This is a genomic window from Thermosynechococcus sp. B1, from assembly GCF_030322985.1.
Lineage (GTDB): Bacteria > Cyanobacteriota > Cyanobacteriia > Thermosynechococcales > Thermosynechococcaceae > Thermosynechococcus.
Genome location: NZ_CP096573.1, coordinates 2,497,946 through 2,521,806 on the forward strand (window position 1 = coordinate 2,497,946; position 23,861 = coordinate 2,521,806).

At 52.3% G+C, this 23,861-nt stretch carries 21 protein-coding genes; 9 read left to right on the top strand and 12 right to left on the bottom strand.

What is annotated here, in order from left to right:
• Nucleotides 1-8 precede the first annotated feature (8 nt).
• Nucleotides 9-1,433 carry a glycogen synthase GlgA gene (gene glgA, locus M0644_RS12355; RefSeq protein WP_149821293.1) on the bottom strand — a complete coding sequence of 475 codons (1,425 nt, stop codon included), beginning with the start codon at nt 1,431-1,433 and terminating at the stop codon, nt 9-11.
• Nucleotides 1,434-1,555: 122 nt separating this feature from the next.
• On the opposite strand from glgA, the gene M0644_RS12360 reads away from it, so the two are divergent.
• From M0644_RS12360 to cbiD, 4 genes are all read left to right on the top strand, one after another.
• Nucleotides 1,556-2,851 (top strand): glutamate-5-semialdehyde dehydrogenase, encoded by a 1,296-nt coding sequence (locus M0644_RS12360; protein WP_286625919.1) that lies wholly within the window; start codon nt 1,556-1,558, stop codon nt 2,849-2,851.
• 360 nt (nt 2,852-3,211) lie between these two features.
• Entirely contained in the window at nt 3,212-5,650 is a 2,439-nt protein-coding gene (gene ppsA, locus M0644_RS12365; RefSeq protein ID WP_286625920.1) for a phosphoenolpyruvate synthase, read from the top strand.
• Nucleotides 5,651-5,772: 122 nt separating this feature from the next.
• The gene (locus tag M0644_RS12370) at nt 5,773-6,438 is read left to right on the top strand and encodes a HEAT repeat domain-containing protein (RefSeq protein ID WP_286625921.1); all 666 of its coding nucleotides are present in this window, start codon (nt 5,773-5,775) and stop codon (nt 6,436-6,438) included.
• A gap of 5 nt (nt 6,439-6,443) precedes the next feature.
• Nucleotides 6,444-7,547 (top strand): cobalt-precorrin-5B (C(1))-methyltransferase CbiD, encoded by a 1,104-nt coding sequence (cbiD, locus tag M0644_RS12375; protein WP_286625923.1) that lies wholly within the window; start codon nt 6,444-6,446, stop codon nt 7,545-7,547.
• A gap of 189 nt (nt 7,548-7,736) precedes the next feature.
• On the opposite strand, the gene M0644_RS12380 is transcribed toward cbiD, so the two are convergent.
• From M0644_RS12380 to M0644_RS12395, 4 genes are all read right to left on the bottom strand, one after another.
• The gene (locus M0644_RS12380) at nt 7,737-8,513 is read right to left on the bottom strand and encodes a hypothetical protein (protein ID WP_149821303.1); all 777 of its coding nucleotides are present in this window, start codon (nt 8,511-8,513) and stop codon (nt 7,737-7,739) included.
• A gap of 3 nt (nt 8,514-8,516) precedes the next feature.
• A complete protein-coding gene (locus tag M0644_RS12385) occupies nt 8,517-9,863 on the bottom strand; it encodes an AAA family ATPase (protein ID WP_286625924.1) in 1,347 nt (448 codons plus the stop codon).
• Nucleotides 9,864-10,040: 177 nt separating this feature from the next.
• Nucleotides 10,041-10,265 (bottom strand): hypothetical protein, encoded by a 225-nt coding sequence (locus tag M0644_RS12390; RefSeq protein ID WP_286625926.1) that lies wholly within the window; start codon nt 10,263-10,265, stop codon nt 10,041-10,043.
• 15 nt (nt 10,266-10,280) lie between these two features.
• A complete protein-coding gene (locus M0644_RS12395; RefSeq protein ID WP_286625928.1) occupies nt 10,281-10,664 on the bottom strand; it encodes an SMI1/KNR4 family protein in 384 nt (127 codons plus the stop codon).
• Between the two features lie 172 nt (nt 10,665-10,836).
• On the opposite strand from M0644_RS12395, the gene M0644_RS12400 reads away from it, so the two are divergent.
• From M0644_RS12400 to M0644_RS12415, 4 genes are all read left to right on the top strand, one after another.
• Nucleotides 10,837-11,475 (top strand): HD domain-containing protein, encoded by a 639-nt coding sequence (locus tag M0644_RS12400; protein WP_149821309.1) that lies wholly within the window; start codon nt 10,837-10,839, stop codon nt 11,473-11,475.
• 94 nt (nt 11,476-11,569) lie between these two features.
• On the top strand, nt 11,570-11,773 hold the full coding sequence (locus M0644_RS12405) for a DUF751 family protein (protein WP_149821311.1): 204 nt from the start codon (nt 11,570-11,572) through the stop codon (nt 11,771-11,773).
• 9 nt (nt 11,774-11,782) lie between these two features.
• Complete coding sequence (locus M0644_RS12410) at nt 11,783-12,385, top strand: DUF3038 domain-containing protein (RefSeq protein ID WP_286625930.1); 603 nt, start codon at nt 11,783-11,785, stop codon at nt 12,383-12,385.
• Entirely contained in the window at nt 12,385-13,524 is a 1,140-nt protein-coding gene (locus M0644_RS12415) for a DUF4335 domain-containing protein (RefSeq protein ID WP_286625931.1), read from the top strand. Before M0644_RS12410 ends, M0644_RS12415 begins: the two co-directional genes overlap by 1 nt.
• 4 nt (nt 13,525-13,528) lie before the next feature.
• On the opposite strand, the gene M0644_RS12420 is transcribed toward M0644_RS12415, so the two are convergent.
• The 7 genes from M0644_RS12420 to M0644_RS12450 form a co-directional block, all read right to left on the bottom strand.
• Nucleotides 13,529-14,947 (bottom strand): protein kinase domain-containing protein, encoded by a 1,419-nt coding sequence (locus M0644_RS12420; RefSeq protein ID WP_286625932.1) that lies wholly within the window; start codon nt 14,945-14,947, stop codon nt 13,529-13,531.
• Nucleotides 14,948-14,989: 42 nt separating this feature from the next.
• Nucleotides 14,990-15,628, bottom strand: a complete 639-nt coding sequence (locus M0644_RS12425) for an FHA domain-containing protein (protein WP_149821319.1) — start codon at nt 15,626-15,628, stop codon at nt 14,990-14,992.
• Between the two features lie 174 nt (nt 15,629-15,802).
• Nucleotides 15,803-16,600, bottom strand: coding sequence for a phosphate ABC transporter ATP-binding protein (locus M0644_RS12430; RefSeq protein ID WP_286625933.1), 798 nt, complete (start codon nt 16,598-16,600; stop codon nt 15,803-15,805).
• Nucleotides 16,601-16,658: 58 nt separating this feature from the next.
• A complete protein-coding gene (locus M0644_RS12435; protein ID WP_286625934.1) occupies nt 16,659-19,838 on the bottom strand; it encodes an efflux RND transporter permease subunit in 3,180 nt (1,059 codons plus the stop codon).
• Between the two features lie 66 nt (nt 19,839-19,904).
• Nucleotides 19,905-21,245, bottom strand: a complete 1,341-nt coding sequence (locus M0644_RS12440; RefSeq protein WP_149821325.1) for a GGDEF domain-containing protein — start codon at nt 21,243-21,245, stop codon at nt 19,905-19,907.
• Between the two features lie 3 nt (nt 21,246-21,248).
• Nucleotides 21,249-21,947, bottom strand: coding sequence for an alpha/beta fold hydrolase (locus M0644_RS12445; RefSeq protein WP_255451671.1), 699 nt, complete (start codon nt 21,945-21,947; stop codon nt 21,249-21,251).
• Nucleotides 21,948-22,249: 302 nt separating this feature from the next.
• Nucleotides 22,250-22,885, bottom strand: a complete 636-nt coding sequence (locus tag M0644_RS12450) for a Uma2 family endonuclease (RefSeq protein WP_286625938.1) — start codon at nt 22,883-22,885, stop codon at nt 22,250-22,252.
• 136 nt (nt 22,886-23,021) lie between these two features.
• Here M0644_RS12450 and M0644_RS12455 point away from each other — a divergent pair, with 136 nt between their 5' ends.
• On the top strand, nt 23,022-23,837 hold the full coding sequence (locus tag M0644_RS12455; protein WP_149821332.1) for an FAD-dependent thymidylate synthase: 816 nt from the start codon (nt 23,022-23,024) through the stop codon (nt 23,835-23,837).
• Nucleotides 23,838-23,861 lie beyond the last annotated feature (24 nt).

Consider the following 23,861-nt stretch of genomic DNA (forward strand, 5'->3'; position numbering starts at 1 on the left):
CCTGAGGATCAGGTCGTTGCCGGTACTAGGGTTGGCCTAGGATTGGGCATGGTCTCCGGCGGCAAGCCATAAATGGAGTTATAGAGGGCATTGTAGGCTAGTGCTGATTTTGTCCAGCTAAAGTCCTCGCGCATACCCCGCTGCTGGAGGGTGTGCCACTCCCGTTTGTAGCGATACCCTTCCCAAGCCCGCACTAGACAGGTGTAGAAGTCAAGGGGTTCATAGCGGTCAAAGCAGTAGCCCGTTCCCGTTTGCTTCTCGGGGTCATGGTGAAAGACAGTATCCACAAGGCCACCGGTACGGCGCACAATTGGTACACAGCCATAGCGCAGGGCAATCATTTGGGCAATGCCACAGGGTTCAAATCGGCTCGGCATAATGAAGGCATCGGCACCGCCATAGATCCGCCGCGACAGGACATCACTGTAGAGCAACTGGACACTACAGCGCCCCGGAAAGCGTGAGGCAATTTGCCACATTTGGGTTTCGTAGTAGCGATCGCCCGTTCCCAAGAGGACAAACTGGCTATCGGTGTAGGCCAAAAAGCGATCCAGCACCTGAATCAACAGATCCAACCCCTTTTGCTCCACCAAGCGGGTGACCATCCCCACCAAGAAAGCACCGGAGTTCACCTCCAACCCCAGTTCCTCTTGGAGCGCAATTTTGTTGGCCTTACGCCGCTCGAGGGTATCTACGCTGTAGTTTTGCACAAGGGCGCGATCGGTACTGGGATCAAAGACCTCTGTATCAATACCATTGAGAATGCCGGAGAGCTTGCCACTAATAAACGACAGCAGCCCTTCCAATTTTTCACCATATTCGGGGGTTTTAATCTGTTCGGCGTAGGTGGGCGAAACCGTATTGACGCGATCGGCATACTGCACGGCTGCCGCCATCGTATTGTGCCCCTGCATGTACCACGGACACCAAGTAATTTGCTCGAGGCGCCACCGCCAAGGCCCTTGATAGGCCAAGTTATGGATTGTAAACACAGTGGTAATGTCGGGATCCTGATGCATCCACACTGGGATCATTCCCGTGTGCCAATCGTGGCAATGGATAATCTGGGGTTTCCAGTAGTTCCAAGCAAATTCTGCTGCCCCATTGGCAAAGAAGGTGAACCGCCAGTCCTCATCCTCACCGTAGTAGATGCGGCGGGGATTAAAGCAGGGATGGCCAAACAGGTAAAGGGGAACATCCGACCCCGGCAACACGGTTTCATAGACATGGAACGTCTGAAACATGGCATGGCCAATCCAGATGGGATCCTTGGGGATCTCCACCTTATCGGGCAAGAAGCCATAGTAGGGCATAAAGATACGCACATCATGTCCCATGCGGCGTAACACCTTGGGCAGGGAACCCACCACATCTCCCATGCCCCCCACTTTCGCCAGCGGTGCCGCCTCAGCAGCAACAAATAGAATTCGCATGATCCTCCTGAACCTGTTTTTTGGCCAATTCTAGGGCAACGCAATTGCCGTTAACCTACCACAAGTGCGGGACAATTTGGCGTACGATCGCCCTTGATACGTCTTTGGAATTGACAATCCCTATGACCGATTCTCCCCTCGTGCAACGGGTCAAAGAAGTTCATGAGCAGGCGCGTCTGTTGGCGACGCTGGATGCCACTGCCCGCAATGATGCCTTAGAACAGGTAGCCTGTGCCCTTGAGGCGGCGCGGGAGGAGATTCTGGCGGCCAATGCTGCCGACTGTGAGCAGGCCAAGGCCAATCAGCTCAATCCTTCTCTCTATGCGCGGTTGGAACTGAGTCCCAGTAAACTAGCGGCGGCGATCGCCGGGGTGCGTCAAGTGGCGGCCCTTGCGGATCCTCTAGGTCAGCGCCAACTCCATCGCGAATTGGATACAGGCTTAATTCTCAGTCGCGTCACCTGCCCTTTGGGGGTGCTGGGGGTAATTTTTGAAGCGCGTCCCGATGCCGTCGTGCAGATCGCTTCCTTGGCAATTAAATCGGGGAATGGCGCCATTCTCAAGGGAGGACAGGAGGCGAGTCGCTCTTGCCAAGCGATTATGCAGGCCATTCACAGAGGGCTAGAGAAGTCGGCAGTGCCCGCTGGGGCGATCGCCCTCCTGATGCGGCGGGCAGAAATTACGGAATTGCTGCAACTCGATCAATGGGTTGATCTGATCATTCCGCGGGGTTCCAATGAATTTGTACGTTATATCCAGAACAACACGCGGATTCCTGTGCTGGGGCACGCCGATGGTCTGTGTCATCTCTATGTGGATGTCGCTGCGGATCTGGAGAAGGCGATCGCCATTACCCTCGACGCCAAAACCCAGTACCCTGCCGCCTGTAACGCCATTGAGACGCTTCTTGTCCATCGGGGCATTGCCGAAGCCTTTTTACCCAAAGTGGCTGCTGCCCTTGAGAAAGCAGGGGTGGAATTGCGGGGGGACGGGATCGCCTGCCACCTCGTGCCCATGACCCTTGCCAGTGAAGCCGACTGGGCGACAGAATACTGCGATTTGATCCTCTCCATCAAAGTCGTTCCCGATCTCGATGCCGCGCTGGATCACATTGCCACCTATGGATCGGGGCACACTGAAGCCATTGTTACCGAGGATGCCACCGCCGCCGCCCGTTTTCTGCAAGAGGTGGATGCCGCTGGCGTTTTTCACAATTGCTCCACCCGCTTTGCCGATGGCTTCCGCTATGGCTTTGGCGCTGAAGTCGGTATCAGTACCCACAAATTACCGCCGCGAGGCCCGGTGGGGCTAGAGGGATTAGTCACCTACAAATACCAACTGGTGGGGAATGGCCACATTGTGGCAACCTATAGCGGCGCCAATGCCAAACCCTTTACCCATCGTGATTTGGAATCCTAACGAATTTAAGGGATTGTTAAGCAACAAACAAAGCCAATTTGTCTGTTTCAGAATGGAGATATAGGGCAATTGTGATTTAACCACCGTGCAGATGATGACCGCTGCAAACTTTGCCTATCCAGTCTCCGTTGGAAATGTATTGCGTGCTTTACCCAGTGTTTGAGCAAAGGAGCAGCCTGCGTTTGTCAACGGACAATTCTGACTTGGGAATTGCGTGCAGTTAGGTGATTCACAGATTCACGATAGCAAAGGGAGCCAAAGACACTCAAAACTTTAACGGCTCAAGCACTGCTGTTGCATCCCCAGAGGGACAGCAAACGGCAATTTAATCAATGAAACTTAATGTTTGGGAGCATAACAATGACTCAATCTATCCCTAGACCAACCAGTGAAGTGACCCATCGGGAAACAGCGTTTGTTTTAGAACTGAATTCCTTGAGCTGCAAAGACCTGCCACTGGTAGGGGGCAAAAACGCTTCTTTGGGGGAAATGCTCCAACAACTGACGCCCAAAGGCATTAATGTCCCCGATGGTTTTGCGACCACGGCCTATGCCTACCGTTACTTTATTCAAGCGGGAAATCTTGATACCCAACTGCGGCGGCTCCTTGAAGGTCTCGATGTCGAGGATGTCACAGAACTCCACCGCGTGGGGCAAGCGATCCGCTCGCTAATTTTGCACACGCCGTTTCCCCAAGAATTGACGGATGCGATTGCTGCCGCCTACCAAAAAATGTGCGATCGCTATGGCCCAAATACGGACGTGGCGGTTCGCTCCAGTGCCACCGCTGAAGATTTGCCCGATGCTAGCTTTGCCGGTCAGCAGGAAACCTACCTCAATGTCCATGGTCTCAAGGGCGTTCTCGATGCCTGTCATCGCTGCTTTGCCTCACTCTTTACGGATCGGGCGATCTCCTACCGCCAGATCAAAGGCTTTGACCACTTCAATGTGGCCCTGTCGGTGGGGGTGCAAAAAATGGTGCGCTCCGACTTGGCCTGCTCTGGTGTGATGTTCTCCATTGACACGGAAACAGGCTTTAAGGACACAGCGCTGATTACTGCCGCCTATGGCTTGGGTGAAAACGTTGTCCAAGGTGCCGTCAACCCCGATGAATACCTTGTCTTTAAGCCAACCTTGAAGGCGGGCTATAAACCCATCTTGAAAAAAGCCCTCGGTACCAAGGAAATCCGCATGGTCTATGCCCTTGGCGGGACGAAGCTCACCCGCAATGAACCCGTGCCTGAGCCACTGCGGAAACAATTTGCCCTCAGCGACGAAGAAATCCTCACCCTAGCCCGCTGGGCCTGCCTCATTGAGGAGCACTACTCTGCTCTGCGGGGTACCTATACACCGATGGATATTGAGTGGGCAAAGGATGGCCTCACAGGTGAACTCTTTATCGTGCAGGCGCGCCCCGAAACCGTCCAATCCCAAAAAGCCACGAATGTCCTGCGCAGCTACCATCTTGAAGCAAAAGGGACGTTGCTCGCCACAGGTCGGGCAGTTGGCGAAATGATTGGCCAAGGCCGTGCCCGCGTCATTCTCAACGTCCGCAATATCGATCAGTTCCAAGCGGGGGAAGTGCTGGTGACCCATCGCACGGATCCCGACTGGGAGCCCATCATGAAAAAAGCCAGTGCCATTGTCACCGATCAGGGGGGACGCACTTGCCATGCGGCGATTATTGCCCGTGAGTTGGGCATTCCTGCCATTGTCGGTTGTGGCGATGCCACCGAAACCATCCCCAATGGTGTTGAGGTCACAGTTTCCTGTGCTGAAGGGGAAGAGGGGCACGTCTATCAGGGATTACTGCCCTTCCATGTGGAGGAAGTGGCTCTGGAAAATCTGCCGCGGACCCGCACCCAAATCTTGATGAATGTGGGTAACCCCGAGGAAGCCTTCAGCTTGGCGGCAATTCCCAATGATGGGGTGGGGTTGGCACGTATGGAGTTCATTATTGCTAACCACATTCAGACCCATCCCTTGGCGCTGTTGCACTACGATGAACTGACCGATGAAGGGGCAAAACGGAAAATTGCCGAGCTGACTCAAAACTACACCGACAAGGCGGAATACTTTGTTGATAAATTGGCTCAGGGGATTGGGGCGATCGCTGCCGCCTTTTATCCCAAGCCTGTGGTCGTGCGCATGTCCGACTTCAAGAGCAATGAGTACGCCAACCTCTTGGGCGGTCGCCAGTTTGAACCCCATGAAGAAAACCCAATGATTGGCTGGCGGGGCGCTTCCCGTTACTACGACCCCAACTATGCCGAAGGCTTTGCCCTTGAATGCCGCGCCATGAAGAAAGTCCGCGATGAGATGGGGCTGACGAACGTGATTCTGATGATTCCCTTCTGTCGTACCCCAGAGGAAGGACGGCGAGTGCTGGCGGAGATGGCTAAACATGGGCTGAAGCAAGGGGAAAATGGTCTGCAAGTCTATGTGATGTGCGAACTCCCCAGCAACGTGGTGTTGGCGGATGCCTTTGCCGAAGTCTTTGATGGCTTCTCCATTGGCTCCAATGACCTGACGCAACTCACGCTGGGGTTGGATCGCGATTCGGCCTTGGTGGCGCACCTGTTTGATGAACGCAATGAAGCGGTCAAACGCATGGTGGCGCAAGCGATTCAAACGGCGAAGGCCAAGGGGCGCAAAATTGGCATCTGTGGTCAAGCCCCCAGTGACTATCCTGAGTTTGCTCAATTCTTGGTAGCGCAAGGGATTGACTCCATTAGCCTCAACCCCGACTCCGTCCTGAAGACGATGCTGCAAATTGCTGAGGCTGAACAACAGGCCTAGAGTGCACAACCCAGTGACAACGCCTAAGCTGAGGGCAGAGAATTGAAGCCGCGATCGCTCTGCCCTTTTCTGTGGGTAACGCCAGCAAGTAGGATCAAAGGAATCAGGTGGAGAATATTGGCGTGGACATAGCAGCAATTCAGGAACTCATTACCTCAGCGGATGTGGGCGATCGCCTGCGGGGCATTAATCAACTGCGTAGCCTTGACCCCAACGATGCCTTTCGGCTCATTCAACCCCTCAGCCAAGATGAAAATTCCCGTGTCCGCTACGCTGCGGTGAGTCAAATTGCCAGCCTTGGGCACGTCAATCTCAATCAAGCCCATGACCTGTTGCGCGATCGCCTGCTCCATGACAGCGAAACGGATGTCCGTGCTGCTGCAGCGGATGCGATGGCTGCCCTACAAGTTCCCTTTGCCCTTGAAGATTTAGAAACGGCCTACCACAGTACCGATGATTGGCTGTTGCAGTTTAGTATCATTGCCGCCTTGGGTGCCCTAGGCAATCCTGCTGCTGTTGGGCTGCTCACGGAAGCCCTCAATAATCCCCAAGAATTGGTGAAATTAGCCGCCATTGGTTCCTTGGGTGAACTGAAACAACCAGAAAGCATTGTCCACCTGCGGCAGTTTGTCGAGTATCCCGATTGGCAAGTCCGCCATCGGCTAGCGATCGCCCTTGGCCAAATTGGCACTCCAGAGACTCGCCCCCTGCTGGAACAGTTGACCACTGATTCTGCGGAAGCGGTTGCCGAAGCGGCTCGCACTAGTTTGGCTCAGTTAACTACTTAACACCCGTGGGTTATACGCTACCAGTTTTTGCGGCGGCGGCGGCGGTGGCGGCATTGCGTTGCCTTACGGAAGGAACCTGTCCCAAGGAAATCACCCTTGCGCTGCTACGCCCCAATCGCTGTGAAACCTTTAGGATTGCCCAAGGGGCATGCTTAGATGACCAACAGGCTTTGGCCATTACCTACAGTGAACCCAGTGATCCCCTTGATCTCACCCGCCATACCCCGATCTGGGCTTGGGTGCGCTGGCAAGACCCTGCAACTGCTCCCAAAATTTACATTGAGGGGGGCTTTGGGGTGGGGCGCGATCGCGCCACGGGCGAGGCAGCTATCTATCGCTATGCCCGCTTGTTGTTAACCACTAACCTGTTGCTCTATTGTCCTAAGGAGCGGGCGATCGCCGTCACGATTCTCCTGCCCCAAGGGCGAGACTTAGCAGAGCGCACCTCCAATGCGGCCTTTGGCATTATTGAAGGCCTTTCCCTCTTGGGCACCACCGCCTTAGCCCAACCCCTCACAGCCTCGGAGCAACTGGAGCGCTATCGCGAGGACTTAGCCCAGAAAGCAGCAAAATCTCCCATCCTCGTCTTTTGTATTGGCGAGAACGGCCTTCAGGTGGCGCAGCAACTCCAGATTCCCCCTTCCCTGTGTGTAAAAACTGCCAATTGGCTAGGGCCAATGCTGGTGGCCGCTGCTCAACACAAGGTTCAACAGTTGCTCCTCTTGGGTTACCACGGCAAATTAATTAAACTCGCTGGCGGCATTTTCCATACCCATCACCACCTTGCGGATGCTCGCCACGAAATTCTCACCGCCTTTTGTGCCCTTGCAGGCTTAGACCCAGAGACTCTGCATCAGGTGTGGCAAGCACCAACGGTTGAGGCTGCCCTCAAATTTTTAGCAACAATGGCTCCCCAAGCCTTACCTGAGATTCTCAGCCACATTGCCAACCGCATTGATGAGCGCGCCATTACCTATATCCATGCCCATTGTGCTGCTCCCATGGGGCGGTCATTACAGGTGGGATGTGCCTTGTTTGGGCGCGATCGCCAAATTATCGCCATCAGCGAGGCAGGAAACCTAATTTTGACAAGGATTAGGCTATACTAAGTGAAAGACTCAATAAAATCTGTACCAGCACTTATGAATACAAACTGCCATGTTCTGATCACGAATAAGTCCAAGCTATAGCTCATATTCTTGAGTAATATTCATGACGCTTTGAGTATAGCCTATCCCTCTTGAAAATATCTCATCTCCTTTCGAAATGGCTATACAAGGGCTGTATTGCAGAAAGCTCTACCCAAATGAGATGCTAACTTCATCCCAGCGGCCTGATGGTGCGATTGTCTTCAACTCATCAATAGACTTAAATTTTCTACCCTGTTTAATTTCTTGAATAATTTTTTCAGCTTCTTTAAGCTCTAACCTCGGAACACTCTTGGCAAGATTCTTAGCGTTTTTATAGGAGTTGATGCGCACAGATTTTTGTGGATTTAGATTAGTCTTTGTCTCTTTAGAGATATGTTGCTGCAATTCACTAAATTTGCTTTTCAGATTATCCAATTCTTGGAAAATTTTTTCTAGAAAATTTACAATAGCCTTATTTTGGTCATTTAAGCTCTTCTGTAACTCAGAAAATAATTTCATAACTGATTGGGAATCTTGATCAACTAAGTTACTTCTCTCTGATTCTTGTGAATAAGAACCATCATCTTTAGAATTTATTTGCAAGATAGATTTGAATCTTTCTTGGAAGGTTAGAACTTCTTCATCTTCAAGCTCAATTCTTGATGCCCATAATTGATGGATACCCAATTCACGGGCAAATTCAACTATCTCCTTGCCGAAGACAACTTCATACGCTGTCTCACCTTCTGGTGTAGTGACTGGACGAATAATGAGGGGGATGAGGTTGGTTTTATATTTATCTAAGTCTTCACGGATCAGTTGTGGTGAAGCAGAGAATAAGTCTTTGGGGTAGGTCTCTGGTACTGTCAGATAATCAATATGAATCTGACCCTGATGTGTCTGATGTAAGCCGAGGTGCTTCGAGATGTGATTGGAGTGACTCATACTCTATGATGCCTGAGTAAAAAGATAGCGAGCTAAATTTTCAAATGAAGTCGTTAAATCATCAATCGATTCTTTATCTGATCGATCTAATTCTTCATAAAATTTTCTACTAAATATCGGTTGCTGAGACTCTGTGGCTCGCAACATCACAACTCGGTGTGCAATCCATGTTGATTCGGGTAGAATTTGCACGGTCTGTCTGCCATTGGCTGCTTTTTCAAGAATATTCGACAACTTCTCTTTCATCTCATAGTTAGCTGCCGATGTTGTACGATTATACATACTCACAGCGATTCCAAGGGGTCGAGGCGGAGTTTCCATGGCATCCCTCATGGCCTCAAGGCGGGCTAGAACGTACTCTATTGCCCGTATAGGGTAGGGGGCAAATTGCGTCGGTATGAGTACCCCATCAGACGCCATTAAAGCAATGGCATTGACTTTACCAAAGGCGGGTGGTGGATCAATCAGCACAATGTCATAGCCATGATTTTTGAGTTTTCGTTGTAATACTCGATCAATATCAATCGTGCTGATGAGTGCGGGTTCCTTGTCAGCTAGGCGAATGTGGGCGGGAACAATGTCAAGGTGTAGGTTGCCCCAAGCTCTTTGATAGACCACATCTTCTAGGCCAACCTTTGGCTCTAGCAATAGGTCAGCAATATCCTTCTTGCCTTGCTCTTCTACATCTTTGAGAGGGTTAATGCCGACGCCAATGGTTAAGTTAGACTGTGGGTCAATATCAATCAAGAGAACTCGCTTACCCATCGTGGCAAAGGCAGCACCAAGATTGAGGGTTAGCGTTGTTTTGCCAACGCCCCCCTTGTGATTAAAGACGGTAATGATCATGGGTGACTCCTTAGAAGTGGTTGAGGAGATAGAAAAACTCTTTGCAAGTGCCTTTTCAAAATAATGATAGACTTTGAGCCTTTGCTGGGTTAAGGCAGTCACTAGAGCAGCGGCTGCAGAGCGGTGTAAAATTTTAGTCAGTTTCTGAATGGTTTGTTGATCGAGGATCCCTGAAGCACATGTCACCTGCTGAAGTGGTTCTCTAAGGGGATTTTGATACAAAAGGTGGTATTCTCGGCCATTGGTGAGTAACCCAAAAACAGCCTGCGCTGCTTCCATGTAATACCTCAATTGCTGGCCACCCGTCAGCCGGGACTGCGCTGGAGTTTTGACCTCAATGATCAGATAGTTCAGGGGGCGATCGCCCGCCATCGGTAAGGTCACCAAAAAATCAGGGTAGCCCTTTCCAATTCGAGGTTTGGCTTGATACTCAGAAGACTGATAGCCCCACTGCTTGAGCAACGGTAGGATAATTTTCTGTTCCGTATTTGCTTCATTGCCCATGGGAAGCCGCTATGCAGGGAGCGCGCTCAGAGGCACATCCAACAAAATTATCCTTGACAACAATAAGCAATTCAATTTGCTAACAAATCTTTATAATGTGATCTAAATATGATAAGTACATTGTGATTCTCCCTTAAGCCAAGCGTGCCAGCCAGTCTGGCATTTCCCACTCCAGTATCACTCCAGTATATTTTTGGGGGTTTGAAGCATGACTTCTTCATACTCTGGATTGAATTGATAGTCACCTGCGATCAACTGCTGAGCATCGTGACTGAGTAACTCTTCAAAGGAATTGGCAAGAACTTCATAGCTACAGTTTTCATCACAAACCTCGATCACTTGCCCGATCGTCCCTGTGGGCGCGGGGTCAAGGTTAATGTATCGCAGAATGTTACCATTCATACAAGTAATTGGAATTCAGTGGGGATAATAAATCAACGGTTTCACCGCCCCTTTGATAAAAATAACTTGGGAAGCCACCCGACTCTTCCAAAAGGAAATGCTAAAGAAATCAGGGTCTTGGCAACTGCGGCCAATGTCTTGATCTAGTTCGTATTGCTGGATGATGTCATCGCAGGAGAGGAGCTTATTCCCATCTCCAAGTAGTGCCCCGACTATACCAGATTCGCCATTGTGCAGACTGAGGAATTCTTTGAAGCAGGGGGGCAGTGGTAGGCCAATGGCAGACTCCACTCTGGCAATTTCAGCAGCACTAGCGGGTGGGTTCAGTCCTTCTAGGACGTTTGGCGCATGGTTTCTCATCCAGTCAAGGATGATCGCTAAGCTCTCATGAATGCTCATCAGTGATTCTCCAGTGATACTTTCTGGCAGCAGGCAGAGACATACCATTCTTGTCACAAAGACACTCAAAACTCTGAAAACCGGTACAGAAGAGAATCGCATCCCCTTCATGTACGCCACATTTCAGAAAAGAGCTGTCGCACAATAGCAATAGATGCTTGAGGTGAAGCAGATGCCCTCTCTACGTTATCTCGATGCTTTGGAGTATGCCGCTGTTCTGCATCGTGAACAAACGCGCAAGGGATCAAATGTGCCCTATATTTCCCACTTAGTCGCAGTATCAATGATCGCCCTTGAGTATGGTGCCGATGAGGATGTGGCGATCGCCAGCTTGCTCCATGATGCTGTTGAAGATCAAGGGGGACTGCTGACCCTAGAGGCTATTCGTGAGCGTTATGGCGATCGCGTTGCTGCAATTGTCCGCGCCTGTTCTGATTCAGTGGCCAATACCCTAGAAGGAGATGCAAAATTGCCTTGGGCAACTCGCAAACTAGCCTATATCAAACACATTCAACAGGGCACCACTGCCGATCGCGACACTCAACTGGTCTCCGCCAGTGATAAATTGCACAACCTACTGTGCATTCTTAGAGACTATGGCAACATTGGTGGTGATGTTTGGGCACGTTTTCGGGCGGGTCGAGAGGGGGTTCTTTGGTACTACCGCGAGTTGATTGCTGCCTTTGAGGGTGCTCATCTTATTCCTCTAGGCCTGTTAGAGCAGTTGCAACACACCTACCAAGAACTGACCCGTGCCGTTGTGAGTCGGGAGGGCTTTGTGCTGCCGTCTAGTTATGTGCCTATGGTATAGGCCAAGGGTGGTGCTTCCCTAGAGTCTCCGCAGGAGTAGTATCATGAAAGCAATTTCAAGCCCACTGGCGTCACCAAGTTAGGAGCATCAATCAATGGATGGCTTTTGGGAAAATGTCCTGCGCTACCAACGGTATTTTGTTACGGTTCTATTGGGCGTAGTGTGGAATGTCGTTGAGCCATTGGTGCCTCTTTTGAAGCGTCCGCTGAGCGCGATCGCCCTTATTGGCCTCATGGTGGGACTCCTCACATTTGTGGCATTGACGTTACGCGCAATGTTGGGTTTAACCGCTGCATAAGGTGGCACGATGACCTCTTCCCTGCCCATCAAGGCACAAATTGACCTGATTTTGATGAGTCTCGAAGCCTTGGCTCATGTGGGTTCGGCAGAGGTACTGGCATTGGCAGAAGCCATGGGGTTTGAGGCCTATTTGCCCGATCGCGTGGGGTTATGGCGACTGCGGCAATCAAGTCCCCTGCGGCGAGGTCGTAATGGGCGACGCAAATTGGATGTGGATGAAGCCCGTGCCTTGGCCTTGATCTGCACCCGCTTAGCGCAGCAACACCAGCAAACCATCCGCACCGCCATTGAACGCTGGCAACAGCAGACGAGTCAAGGTCGCCCGCCCCACTTAGAACCCATTCTCGGGGATTACATTGACCGCTTCACCAATTTGTATCAAGAGCGAATGGCCGACAACAGCAGCGATGGTCGTGAATTGGCACAACTGGCCTTAGATTTACTCGTGGATTTGCTCTTTTACAGTACGCCCCAAGGGGCACGTCGCCTTTGGATCACCCTGCTAGAACGCACTACTCCCGCGCCCCCCTCGCTATCGTTGGTGGAACCTGAACCAATCCCTGCACCAGCTCCTGAATTGCCCACCCTGTTTCCCCATTCCGATGTCTAATGAGTACCACCCTCAGCTACTCTCAACCCACCTGCCAATTGGATGTTGCTGCTGAATTTTTGCCCTTCACTCAGAAGCTGCGCCGTGCGCCGGTGCGATCGCTCCACTTTACACTGGCTGTCGGAGAAAAACTCTGCTTTGAGGGTAACGATCGCCAGCTCTATCAACTCAAAACGCTGGTCAACGAGTATATTGAGGCTTTCTTGAGTCATCACCAAACACCGACAGAAGTAACCGCAGAGGGCTTTGTCCTGCGATCGCGATCGCCCCTCGAACATGAACTCCATCTAGCCGATGGGCGGGTAATTCTTCTGCAACTGACAGAACTATACGATTTGGTGACGGTTCTTGATGACTGGTCTGCCGTGATGGAGCCGTTGCCGGAACTGGTGGGGCGCGCCCAATCAACTGTTGCTCAAATCCCAATCTGGGCCAAAAGTGCAGCGGTGGCCGTGGGTGTGGTTGCTGCCTTTACCCTTATCACCCAACGCTGGCTCATCCCCCCCGCTTCAATGGTCGTCACTTCCTCTGAGGCCACCCGTGAGGAACCTAACTTGCCTCCCCTAGCGATGCCATCCCCTTTGCCAGAATTGCCAGAACCTGCGGAAACCCCACAACTGGCTCCCCTACCTAGCCCGCCGCCAGCTGCCCCTGAAACATCTACCCTTGTGCCGCTGCCCTCGCCGCCAGAAATGCCGCCCCCAGCGATCGTGCCACCCCCGCCCCCTGTTGCCCAAGAGGCACCTCCCCCGCAACCCCCTGATCAAAATAATGTGGTGGTGCAAGCTCCCGCTGACCGCGCGCCCGCCGGTATTGAACCTGCCCCAATGATCACCCCTCCAGCCGAAACCACCCCCGTCCCTGCAACCACCCTGCGGGAGGTGAAAACCTATTTTCAAGACCGTTGGCGCCCGCCGGCTAGTTTAGACACGAGTTTGGAATACCGCATTGTGCTCAACCCCGATGGCACCCTTGCTCAAGCGCTGCCCCTCAATGGTGCAGCCGTTCGCTTTATTGATCGCACCCCAATTCCTTTACAGCAAAGCCCCCTTGCCAGTCCCTTTGGGGGCGATCGCCCGATTTTACTGCGGTTAGTGTTGATGCCCTCTGGAAGCGTGCAAGTGTTTGGTGAAAATTGATGTTCTATGAGGCACTTGAAGAGACGGCGGGGGTAATCGTCGCAATTTCCTGCAAGCGTTTCTTGACTTCGGCGGCGTTGGGATAGCGTTCCCGAGCATCAGGATGGGTCAAGCAGTTAATTAAATCCACCATTAGCGGATCCAAATGGGGAATGTCCTCGGCATAGAGACGATATTCACGGGTGCCCCAGCGGAAATAGGTCTCCGGTTCATAGCCCGTGAGCAAGTACACCATCGTTGCCCCCAAGGCAAATAGATCTGAAGCGGGTTCGGGTTTTCCCTCCTGCTGTTCTGGCGCCGAATAGCCCACTGTCCCAATAAATGTCCCTGAGTCAGAGGTCAAGACGGAGGCTTTGCCCCAGCCCACAAGCACTAGATTGGTTGTTTCCCGCTTAACGTAGGGATGAATAAGATTGGACGGACGAATGTGCAAATGCAACACAGGGGGGTCTTGCTGGTGCAGCACCTCAAGCAATTCACACACAGGAATCAGCCAACGACTGACCTCAATCACGTTCATTGGCCCTTGTTCCTGAACCCGCTGTTTTAGGGATTGACCATAGATCATTTCTGAGACCAAGTAGGAATCGCTGCCGCACTGAAAGGCCTCCCAAAACTGGGGTAAGACCGGATGCTCGATTTTGCACAATTGCCGCGCTTGGCGCTGAAAGGCACGGATTTCGTTGCGTGACGCCGCAAGACTATGTCCCTTAATCACTGCCGTTAAGCCACTGCGCCAGCCCAAATAAATGTTGCTTTGACCAAGGGCACGAATAATCTGGTAGTTGCCGAGGGTTTTCCAGACGCGCAGAGGCACACCGCAGTCAATGCAAAAAACATCGTTCTCTTGGGCATGGTTGTGCTGGCAATCGGGGGGAGCACGCCACTCGCTGAGTAAATGAACCGGTAGTTGGCCTGTCACCGCAAACTCAGCCTCTTCCTCCTCTTCGGCGGTGGCACTGCTACTACTGGAGGTGGGGGTGCTTTCTTCAGCACGGGAGGTGGGTTCGGCGGCTGTGCCAATGGCTTCTTCTTCCCCTGAATAGGTGCCCTTCTCAACATCCACCAAGCGACCTTCGGGCAACGTTTCCATGCGGGCATTGGGAGTGGCAGGACGCTGATCAGAACCGAGGCGAATTTGAATATTGGGTCCAGAGCGTGCCAAGCGCAGGATGCCGCCATCCATCAAGGTTGCCTGCTGAATGCGTTTGCCATCCAAGTAGGTGCCGTTGGTGCCAAGATTGACCACTTCCCATTGCAAGCCATTACGACGGAGTTCCACATGGTGACGCGACACCACCGCGCTATAGAGCACGACATGATTATCGACTGCTCGGCCAATACGGATGACATTTTCATTCTCAAAGGTCCAGCTTTGGACTGGGGTGGCTTGAACAGGATGGAGTAATGTCAATGTAATCACGTTGTCTAACCGCCTCTTCGTACCTGAATACACTCTAAAGAACTAGGAGATGCGTTCATAGATAAAAGTGACTAAATCTCCCTTCCCTAAGGCAATGCGATCGCCCGATTGCAGGCGGTGACGATTGCCCGGATAAAGGGGAGTATTGTTAATGTAAGTTCCATTGGCACTGCCCACATCTTCAATATAGTGGGCATCCCCCTCAATCCGCAGATCTGCGTGGATACGGGAGACAATTTCTGAGTTGGGGAAGCCAGCCACATCAATATCGGGGGGAATGCGATCATTGGGCTTGCCAATATGAATGACGGGACGCCCGGTGGGAATTTGCAGTTCTGTACGAGTTTGCACATGAATCAGCTTGGCTTCAATGGTGGCAATCTCAACGGAGAAGACATGGGCCGGTGGTGGGGGCGGCGGGGGTAGCGTTGTCAGGCGGCCTTGATGGGCAGCGGCTGTGGGGGCAGCACTGGCTGTGTGTTGCATCACCTCTGGCATTGGGGGTGCGCTGACGGCAATGCGACGCAGATTGAAACCACATTGGCCACAAAAACTAGCCTCTGGTTGAACTGGGGCACCACAATTTGGACAAGGAGTCATACTGGGCATGGGCGAAAAGCACGCTTCACATTGAACAGCACCAACGGGATTGGGATGAAAACACTCGGAACAGATAATCATACAAATGATGCTCTATTCCACTGCCGATCCAACCAACCTAAGATTAAGGTCCCCATCGCTTATCTCTACTTCCCAGAGTAAAGCCAAAAAAGCTAGCTGCCTCTACATTTAGGTTAGCTTTTACACCCCAATTCTACACGGGTTCATTGCCAAACTGCTGCCCAGTGAGAATGATTAGAAACGACCACTGACATAATCGCGGGTTAAGGGATGCTGTGGCCTTTGAAAAAGTAAGCGCGTGGGGGCGTACTCAATCAGTTGTCCCACTGTCTGCCCCTGACGATTGGGTTGCAGGGCTAAAAAGGCTGTCCAGTCAGAAATCCGCGCTGCCTGTCGTAGGTGATGGGTTGCCATAATCAGGGTGTAGGTTTGTTTGAGGTGACACAGACACTCCTCCATGCGGCGGGTTGCAGCAGTATCAAGCCCCATACAGGGGTCATCCAGTAACAGAATCTCCGGTTGCAGGGCGATCGCCCGCGCCAGACAAAGGCGTTGTTGCTGCTCTAGGGATAGCTCTAGTGCCGGCTCGCCCAAATGATTCTTCAGAGTTTGCCACAGATTCACCTGTTCCAAGGAAGATTGCACAAGGGCATCGAGATCCCCTTGATAGCCATGCACCCGAGCACCAAAGGCGACATTTTCATAGATTGATTTTGGAAAGAGACTCGGTTTGCTGAAAATCATCGGCATACGAGAGCGCAGTTGCGATGCATGCCACTCCTTGAGGGCGTGCTGCCGATAGCGAATTTCGCCAGTCACATGGAGATTCGGAAAAAGTTCAATAAAGCGGTTCAAACAGCTTAACAGTAAGCTCTTACCAGATCCAGAGGCACCGATCAACGTCACCAGTTGTCGTGGCTGAATCGTGAGGCTGACATCGCTGAGCAGTGGTTGACTGCGATAAAACACGCTCAGTTGGCGTACCTCGAGGAGGGTATTTTGACCAACGGCAATCGGGTCAACAGCAGTCATCAGCAGAACCTCGGCAGAGGCGTCACTACCACTCTAAACAGTAATGTTGGCCTACAGCTTAGCGTTCCTGAAGCTCCTCAGGGGAGGGATGGGCCGGCGCTGGCAATGAATCAGGAAGACCGCGGTGGGCAGTACGCTCAAAGCCATGCAGGATCACATAAAAACAGGGAATGAGAAAGAGGGTGAGCAGTGTTGCCACAGCCAACCCAGAAAACACAACAATGCCAAGGGGCTGCAAAAATTCTGAGCCTTCGCCTAGCCCCAATGCCAAGGGGAACATTCCCACCACCGTTGTAATTGTGGTCATCATAATTGGGCGCAGACGGGCAGGGGCAGCTTTGCGAATGGCTTGGCTATGGCTACAGCCTTCCTGTCGGTAAATCTCATTCGCTAACTCCACCATGATGATGGCATTGTTGACGACAATCCCCACAAGCAAAATGGCACCGACAATGACCGTGGCGCCAATGGCCGTCCGTGTCAGGTACAAGCCCCAAATTCCACCGGCCAAGGCCAAGGGAATGGTAAACATAATCACTAGGGGGTCAAGCAACGAGTTGTACTGTACCGCCATGACCACAAACACGAGAAAGGCCGCCAAACCGCCTAAGACCACTAAGGCCTGTTGCAATTGCTGATTGGCTTGAGCCGCCGTACTTGGCATCAGGGACACGCCCGGCGGAAACCCCAGATCGTTGAGAATGTCATTCACTTGGGCAAGGGCAGCACTGAGACTGGCACCTTCAACAAGATTGCCCGCTAGCATAAAGACCTGCTGCTGGTTAATGCGGCGGATTTCACCGGGGGCTTGACTGGGTTCGATGCGAGCGACATCCCCAAGGCGGAGGGGACGGTTATTGGCGGTAAAAAGGGGAATCGTTGTCAGGTCAGTAGGCGTTTGAATGCTTTCACTGTCTAGTTGGACACGAATATCCACTAGGCGATCGCCCCGTTGCAGGCGAGTGGGCACAAACCCCTCCAAAGCTGTTTGAATTGTCTGGCCAAGGTTGAGGGTATTCAGCCCCAGTTCGCTTACCCGCTCCCAATCTGGCAAAATTTGAATCTCTGGCTGGCGAGGATCCGCATCGGGGCGAAAGCGCACCAATGTGGCTTTTTCATCAAGGACTTGCAGCACTTGGCGACCAAAGCGGTTGAGGGTCTGCTCATCACTGCCCCGTAACATCACATCCACATCGGCACCGCGCACCGGCGAGTTGGTAAGAATAATGCCGCGCACTTGGCCAGGACTCAAGCGCAGCCGCACCCCTACAAGGTTGAGTTGATCAAGGGCTTTCGTCGCTTCCGTAATATAGCGATCCACGCTAACACCGCGCCGCAGAACAATGGTGCTATTAGCTCGCAGGGGATTGGCAATGGTATTCGTGCCAAAGAGGGCACCGCCAGTTGTGGTAAAGACCGCCTCCGTGCCCGGTTGAGCCATCAGCACCTGATCCACTGCCTCCATGACACGGCGACTGGTGGGCAGGGGGGTTCCCGGTGGAAAAATGGCCATGAGGTTAACTTGACCCGTATTAATGCGCGGCAGCAGTTCTTGGGGAATTTGCTGAGCCAAAAGCCAACTTCCTCCCCCTAGAAGGGCGATCGCCAGCCCCACCACCAGCCAGCGTGCCCGTAGCACTTGCCCCAAGGCCCATTCATAGCGCCCCGTCAGCCAGAGGAACTTTTCATTAAAAAGGCGAATAAACGCGACCTGCCGTAGGCGATTTTGCACCGGCACCCCCAAAAAGCGCGAGGCCAAGGCCGGCACGACCGTGAGTGCCACCAGCAGCGATGCGGCAACCGCAAAACTAATGGTTAGAATCAACTCATTAAAGAGCAGTGCAATCAAGCCCCCCAGCAACAAAAAGGGCAAAATAGCGACCAAGTTAGTGAGAGTAGAGGCCAAAAGTGCTGATTCGATGCCTTGGCTGCGGCGTTTGACCTCCTCAAGGTACTGTTCTTGGCTCATGTGGTGGGGGTCAATATCCGCCAAGGTTTCTAACATCACAATGGCGTTATCCACAACGATGCCAACCCCAAGGGCGAGTCCACCCAAGCTAAACACATTGAGGGAGAAGTTAAATAGCCCCATCAGCAACATCGCGGCCATCGTTGACAGAGGAATGGCCAGCAAAATAATCAGGGTTTGCCGCACCGAGCCAAGGAACAGCAGCACCGCGATCGCTGCCAACAGCGTTCCCGTCAGGCCTGCTGTGACCACATTGTTCAGGGAATTGCGGATATAAACCGACTCATCAAGGACAGGAATGATCTGCGCATCGCGGGGCACGAGATTGGCTGCCTGTAGCTCGGCTAAACGCCGCTTGATACCATCGGCCACTTCCACCGTATTGGCTTCCGGCTGCTTGAGAATACTGACTTTAACGGCGGGCTGACCATTGAGCGTTACAAATACCCGTTGTTCAGCACTACCATCCACCACTTGCGCCACATCCCGCAGATAGACCCGCTGACCATTGGCGCCTGTCAGCACCACATCCTCAATTTCACTGGTATTACGAAACCGTCCCACTGTGCGGGTTAGGGGTTCTGCCATCTGGCCGCGAATGCGCCCCCCAGAGACATCTTGGTTGCGATCGCTGAGCGCCGTTAAAATTTGGTTCAATCCTACGCCCGTGGCCTGCAATCGGTTCAAATCCACAAGAATTCGTATTTCTTCGGTGGTGCCCCCAGAGACGTCCACCCCTGCCACACCGGGGACAATACTCAGTTCGCGATCCAAGTCCTCATCGGCAAAGACCCTTAACTCGCGGCCACTAAGGGTTTCTGAGGTCAGTGCAAACTCATAGACCGGCAATTGCGACGGATCAAACTTAAAGAGGCGCGGCGACTCAATAATATCGGGCAAGGTACTGCGGGCACGATTAAAAGCAGCAGTGGTCTCATTTAAGGCCTGATCAACATCGCCACCGGGTTCAAAAAATAAATCAATACTGACTTGACCTTCACGGGTTTGGGAATAGACCTGTACCACTCCCTCTGTGCGACTCAGGGCTTCCTCAAGGGGCTTGGTCACCTCCTCAACAGCAACACTAGGCACCACCCCCGGAATATCCAGCCGTACCCCAATGCGCGGGTACGTAATCGCCGGCAACAAATCCACTTGCAGCCGCATGAGAATAAAGACCGCCAACACAATGACAGTCAGGGTCAGCATCAGGGTGCCGATGTGGCGGGTCACCGCCAAGCCGCTAAAACTAAACCGTGGGGAGGTCATATCAGTTCAACTGGTGTAAACGTGATCCCTTAGACACCGCTACTCTAACAAATCGTTTCTGAGCTTTCATATCCACACCCAGCGATCGCGCCCCCCATGTTTCGCCTTATACAAGGCCTGATCCGCACGAGGAATCGAGTCACTGATCACCTGTTCCCCCGGTCGAAAAAGCGTGCCACCCAAACTAATGGTTGCAGCCAAAAACTGCTGATCTCCTAGTTCAATTGGTTTGCTTCTCACCACAGCGCAAAGTTTCTCCGCCACCGATTTGGCGTGGTCCTCGTTTAAGGCAAAAAACAAAAGGACGAATTCTTCGCCGCCCCAGCGCACCAAAATACCGTCTTTGCAAGCCTCTAACACCTGCTTGGCTCTTGCTGCCAATGTGCGCAGGACAACATCCCCTTGATCGTGACCATAGGTATCATTGATGCGCTTAAAGTAATCAATGTCGAAAATCATGACCGCTAGGCTCGTCTGTCCGCTTGCCGCTTGGGTTTCGTAGGCTTCTACACGACTCAACAAAAACCGGCGGTTGTAGGCGCCAGTGAGGGGATCCAACCACGCCAAGGCCAAAAGTGCTTGCTCCCGCTGGCGCATATCGGTGATGTCCGAAAAAATCCACACGCGCCCTAGCCTGCCATCCCCTTGGACGGGGTGGGTATCAATGAGCACTGTTTTCTCACCAAGCTGACATTCCCCCTTGGCACTAAAGTTAGCATTGGTACCCAAATCCGCAAAAATGCGCTCTAGCTCCTCACGGTTATCGCAACGTTGCCGTGCCTGTTTCATGTGCTGCGCCACAAGGGAAATGGGATGGTTGCCCGGCGGTAGTTGCAGCCAGTCACTGGCATAGGCGTTCACCATTGCCGTAGTGCCATCCCCTTTGATGAGTACCAAGCCTAGGGGAACAGTGTTAAAAATATCTTGAAATTGTACTTCAAAAAGAAAATTTTGCTGATTCCGGTAGTGATCCGCCAATAGTTGCCGATAGAGGGCGGCGATGTATTCCTTTTGTTGGGTCACTCGCCCCAAAAGGTTGGCCTGCGGATTAATCAATAACAATCCTTGACGCCATTGTGCGGGCTCACCACAGGGCAGGTAGACCAGTTGTTCAATGCGGTCTAGATAGCACAAAAAAATTGAGGGCAGTTTTTTCTGTAATAAAGGCGTCAAATCCACAGCAGCAGCCGGCAGGACGTCTCGCCACGGACACCGCAGCTCGATTGGCGGAAAGGGGGTTGCGCTGCTTGTAGTGATGATTTGGGCGCGATCGCCCGCCTCATTCACTGTTAGGGCAAGCACCAGATCCACCTGAAACCAACTGGCAATTAAGTGGCAAAAAGCAGTAATGCCATCGGGGGTGGGCAGAAGCTGGTGGGAGGAGTGTTGCTGCAACTTTTTAAGCATGCCCTAGTTGGCGTATATGACATATTTTCTGAGGAGTGGACCAACAACCTCAGGATGGGTCATGTGGGGCAGATGACCTTGGGCGTCAATCCAGTCAAGGGTACTTTGGGGTAGGGCTGCCTGCAGCCACAGGGCCACCCCCTGGGGCACAACAAAGTCGTCGCGGTTAAAAATCAGATGAACCGGTTGCTTGACCTTGCTGATAAAGGAGCGGGTATCTGCTTCAAAGATCATTTGTAGGGTACGCAGGGCAATATCGGGCTGCAAGCGAAAGAGGGTTTGCGAAAAATTAGCCAAGCGGTGCTCGTCGGTCACACCAAACATCAGGGGAGCAAATCCCGCTGCCCAAGCTTGGTAGTTGGTGACCATTGCCTCATAAATCGACTGTAGGTCTTCCGGCAGGAGGGTGCCGGGATAATTCTCCTCTTTCAGGTAATAAGGGGAGGGGCCAATCCAGATGTGTCGCCGAAACAAGTCAGGTCTGGCGATCGCGGCAATTGCGCCAATCATGCAACTGACGGAATGACCAACATATATGCAGGATTGGACACCAAGGCTATCTAGTAATTCAATGAGATCGTCAGCATAACCATACAAATGACTGTGTCTTTGCAGGTCGTAGCGGCGCAACGTGTCTTCATCGGAGCCACAGCCTGCAAGATCATAGCGAATATAGGTGAAGTCCTCAGGCAAGAAAGGCATTAGGTAATCCCAAGCGCTTTTATCGGTACCAAAACCGTGTCCTAGAACAACAGGAACTGTCCCCCACTGGTCAATTTGGACGTATGGCTTGAGAGACTCGGAAACACAAGCAACTTGGTGTGTCATTGGTATAGAAGTTTCACACTAATAAGCCAATTAGTTAAAATTTTTTAATTTTTAGGGGATGAATTCAGTTAGAAACCTTAAGGGCAATGCTACAAAAAGCATAGCATCTACGAGGAATCGTCCTAGGTGATCTAGCAACCCCCTTTTTCCTTGAGAAAGCAATCTTTAACAATTCCCTATTGACTAGAAAACTGTTGCCGCAGCCGTCGCAGCGCAGCCCCTGTGCCTTGGGTTGCCGTCTCTTCGAGGACAGCACTCATCAACGCTACTAAGTTAATGTCTGGAAAATAGCGGCTTTTGGATCGAGGGACATAGGTCTGGCCATCGAGAGCATAAATGCTCAAGCCCGTTGACGTAAAGAGCCACACTTCAGGAACGCGATAAAGAAGGTAGTCCTCAGCCACTGTATAGGTGGTGACATCAATCTCAATCACCAAATCGGGTGGCGGATCGGTTTGCCAATCAATACGGTCTTTGCCGACGGCTGCCGTCCAATTGTCAATATAGAAGCAATAGTCAGGCTCAATGCCACCCATCTCAGGAATCTCCATGGTGATCGGCGTAAAGGCTTCGTAATTGCGCTCCTCACTATCCAGCAAAATTTTGACAACATTGGCAACGATATTCGCTTCGCGGACATGACGGGGTAAGGGACTCATGAGCAAAATTTCCCCCCGACGAAACTTGATGCGGGGAATCGAACCATCGCCACGGCTGTTGCGGAGGCAACAGTAATCTTGCCACGTACCCGGCATGCGTAGGACACTGCCGGGGGGAAGAATAATTTTGGCTGGAGAAACAACCGCATACATGGCAAGGTATATCCACAACAGGTCTAGTTCCACTGTGCCACAGCATCAAGGTTGACGCGCTTTGCGGTTGCGGATCGCGCGGACGGTGTTCCCCTTGCACTAGCCTAGAAAAGGCAGAGATTCAGAAGAGACAAAGATGCAAGACGGGCGTGTGATTGCCGATTCAATTTCGCCAGCAGGGGTGCGCTTGGTGACGCTGCAACTAACGTATCCGCGTTTTATCCATAGTGAACTTCTCACCCATCGCGTGTTTTCCCGTAATTCCGCCAGTTCGCGGGCAGTACCAGTCACAAAAATGATGGCGCAGGTGGAAGAGGATCCCGTGATTCCCTACCATTGGGGACAAAACCAGCGGGGCATGCAGGCGCGCCAAGAGAGTGAACACAAGGAGGCAGCAAAGGAAATTTGGTTGAAAACCCGCCTCGCGGTTCTTGAGGGGGCACGCCAACTCCATGAACTAGGCATTCACAAGCAGGTGGTGAACCGCATGCTGGAGCCGTGGATGTGGATGCAAACGGTGGTGAGTAGCACGGAGTGGGAAAACTTTTTGCGCCTGCGCAACCACCCCGATGCCCAGCCCGAAATGCAAGCCTTGGCTAAGCTGATTCAGCATTTGCTGGAAACCCATGAACCGACACCCGTGGCGGTGGGGGATTGGCACCTTCCCTATATCGATCCCAGTGAGCGCGAGCAATATAGCCTTGAGGAGTGTAAGTATATGTCTGTGGCACGTTGTGCGCGGGTGTCCTACTATCTGCGGGATGGCCAACGCAGTGACCCCGCCTCTGATCTGGCGCTTTATCAACGCTTGGCGGGGGCAGAACCGAAGCACCTGTCTCCCCTAGAACACGTGGCAGAATGCATGGGCGATCGCCAGCCCTATGCCAATTTTGTGGGTTGGCGGCAGTTGCGTTACTTTGAGGAGAGAAAATCAGCACATGCCCCCCAATGATCCACGATACACTGAGTAGCAGAA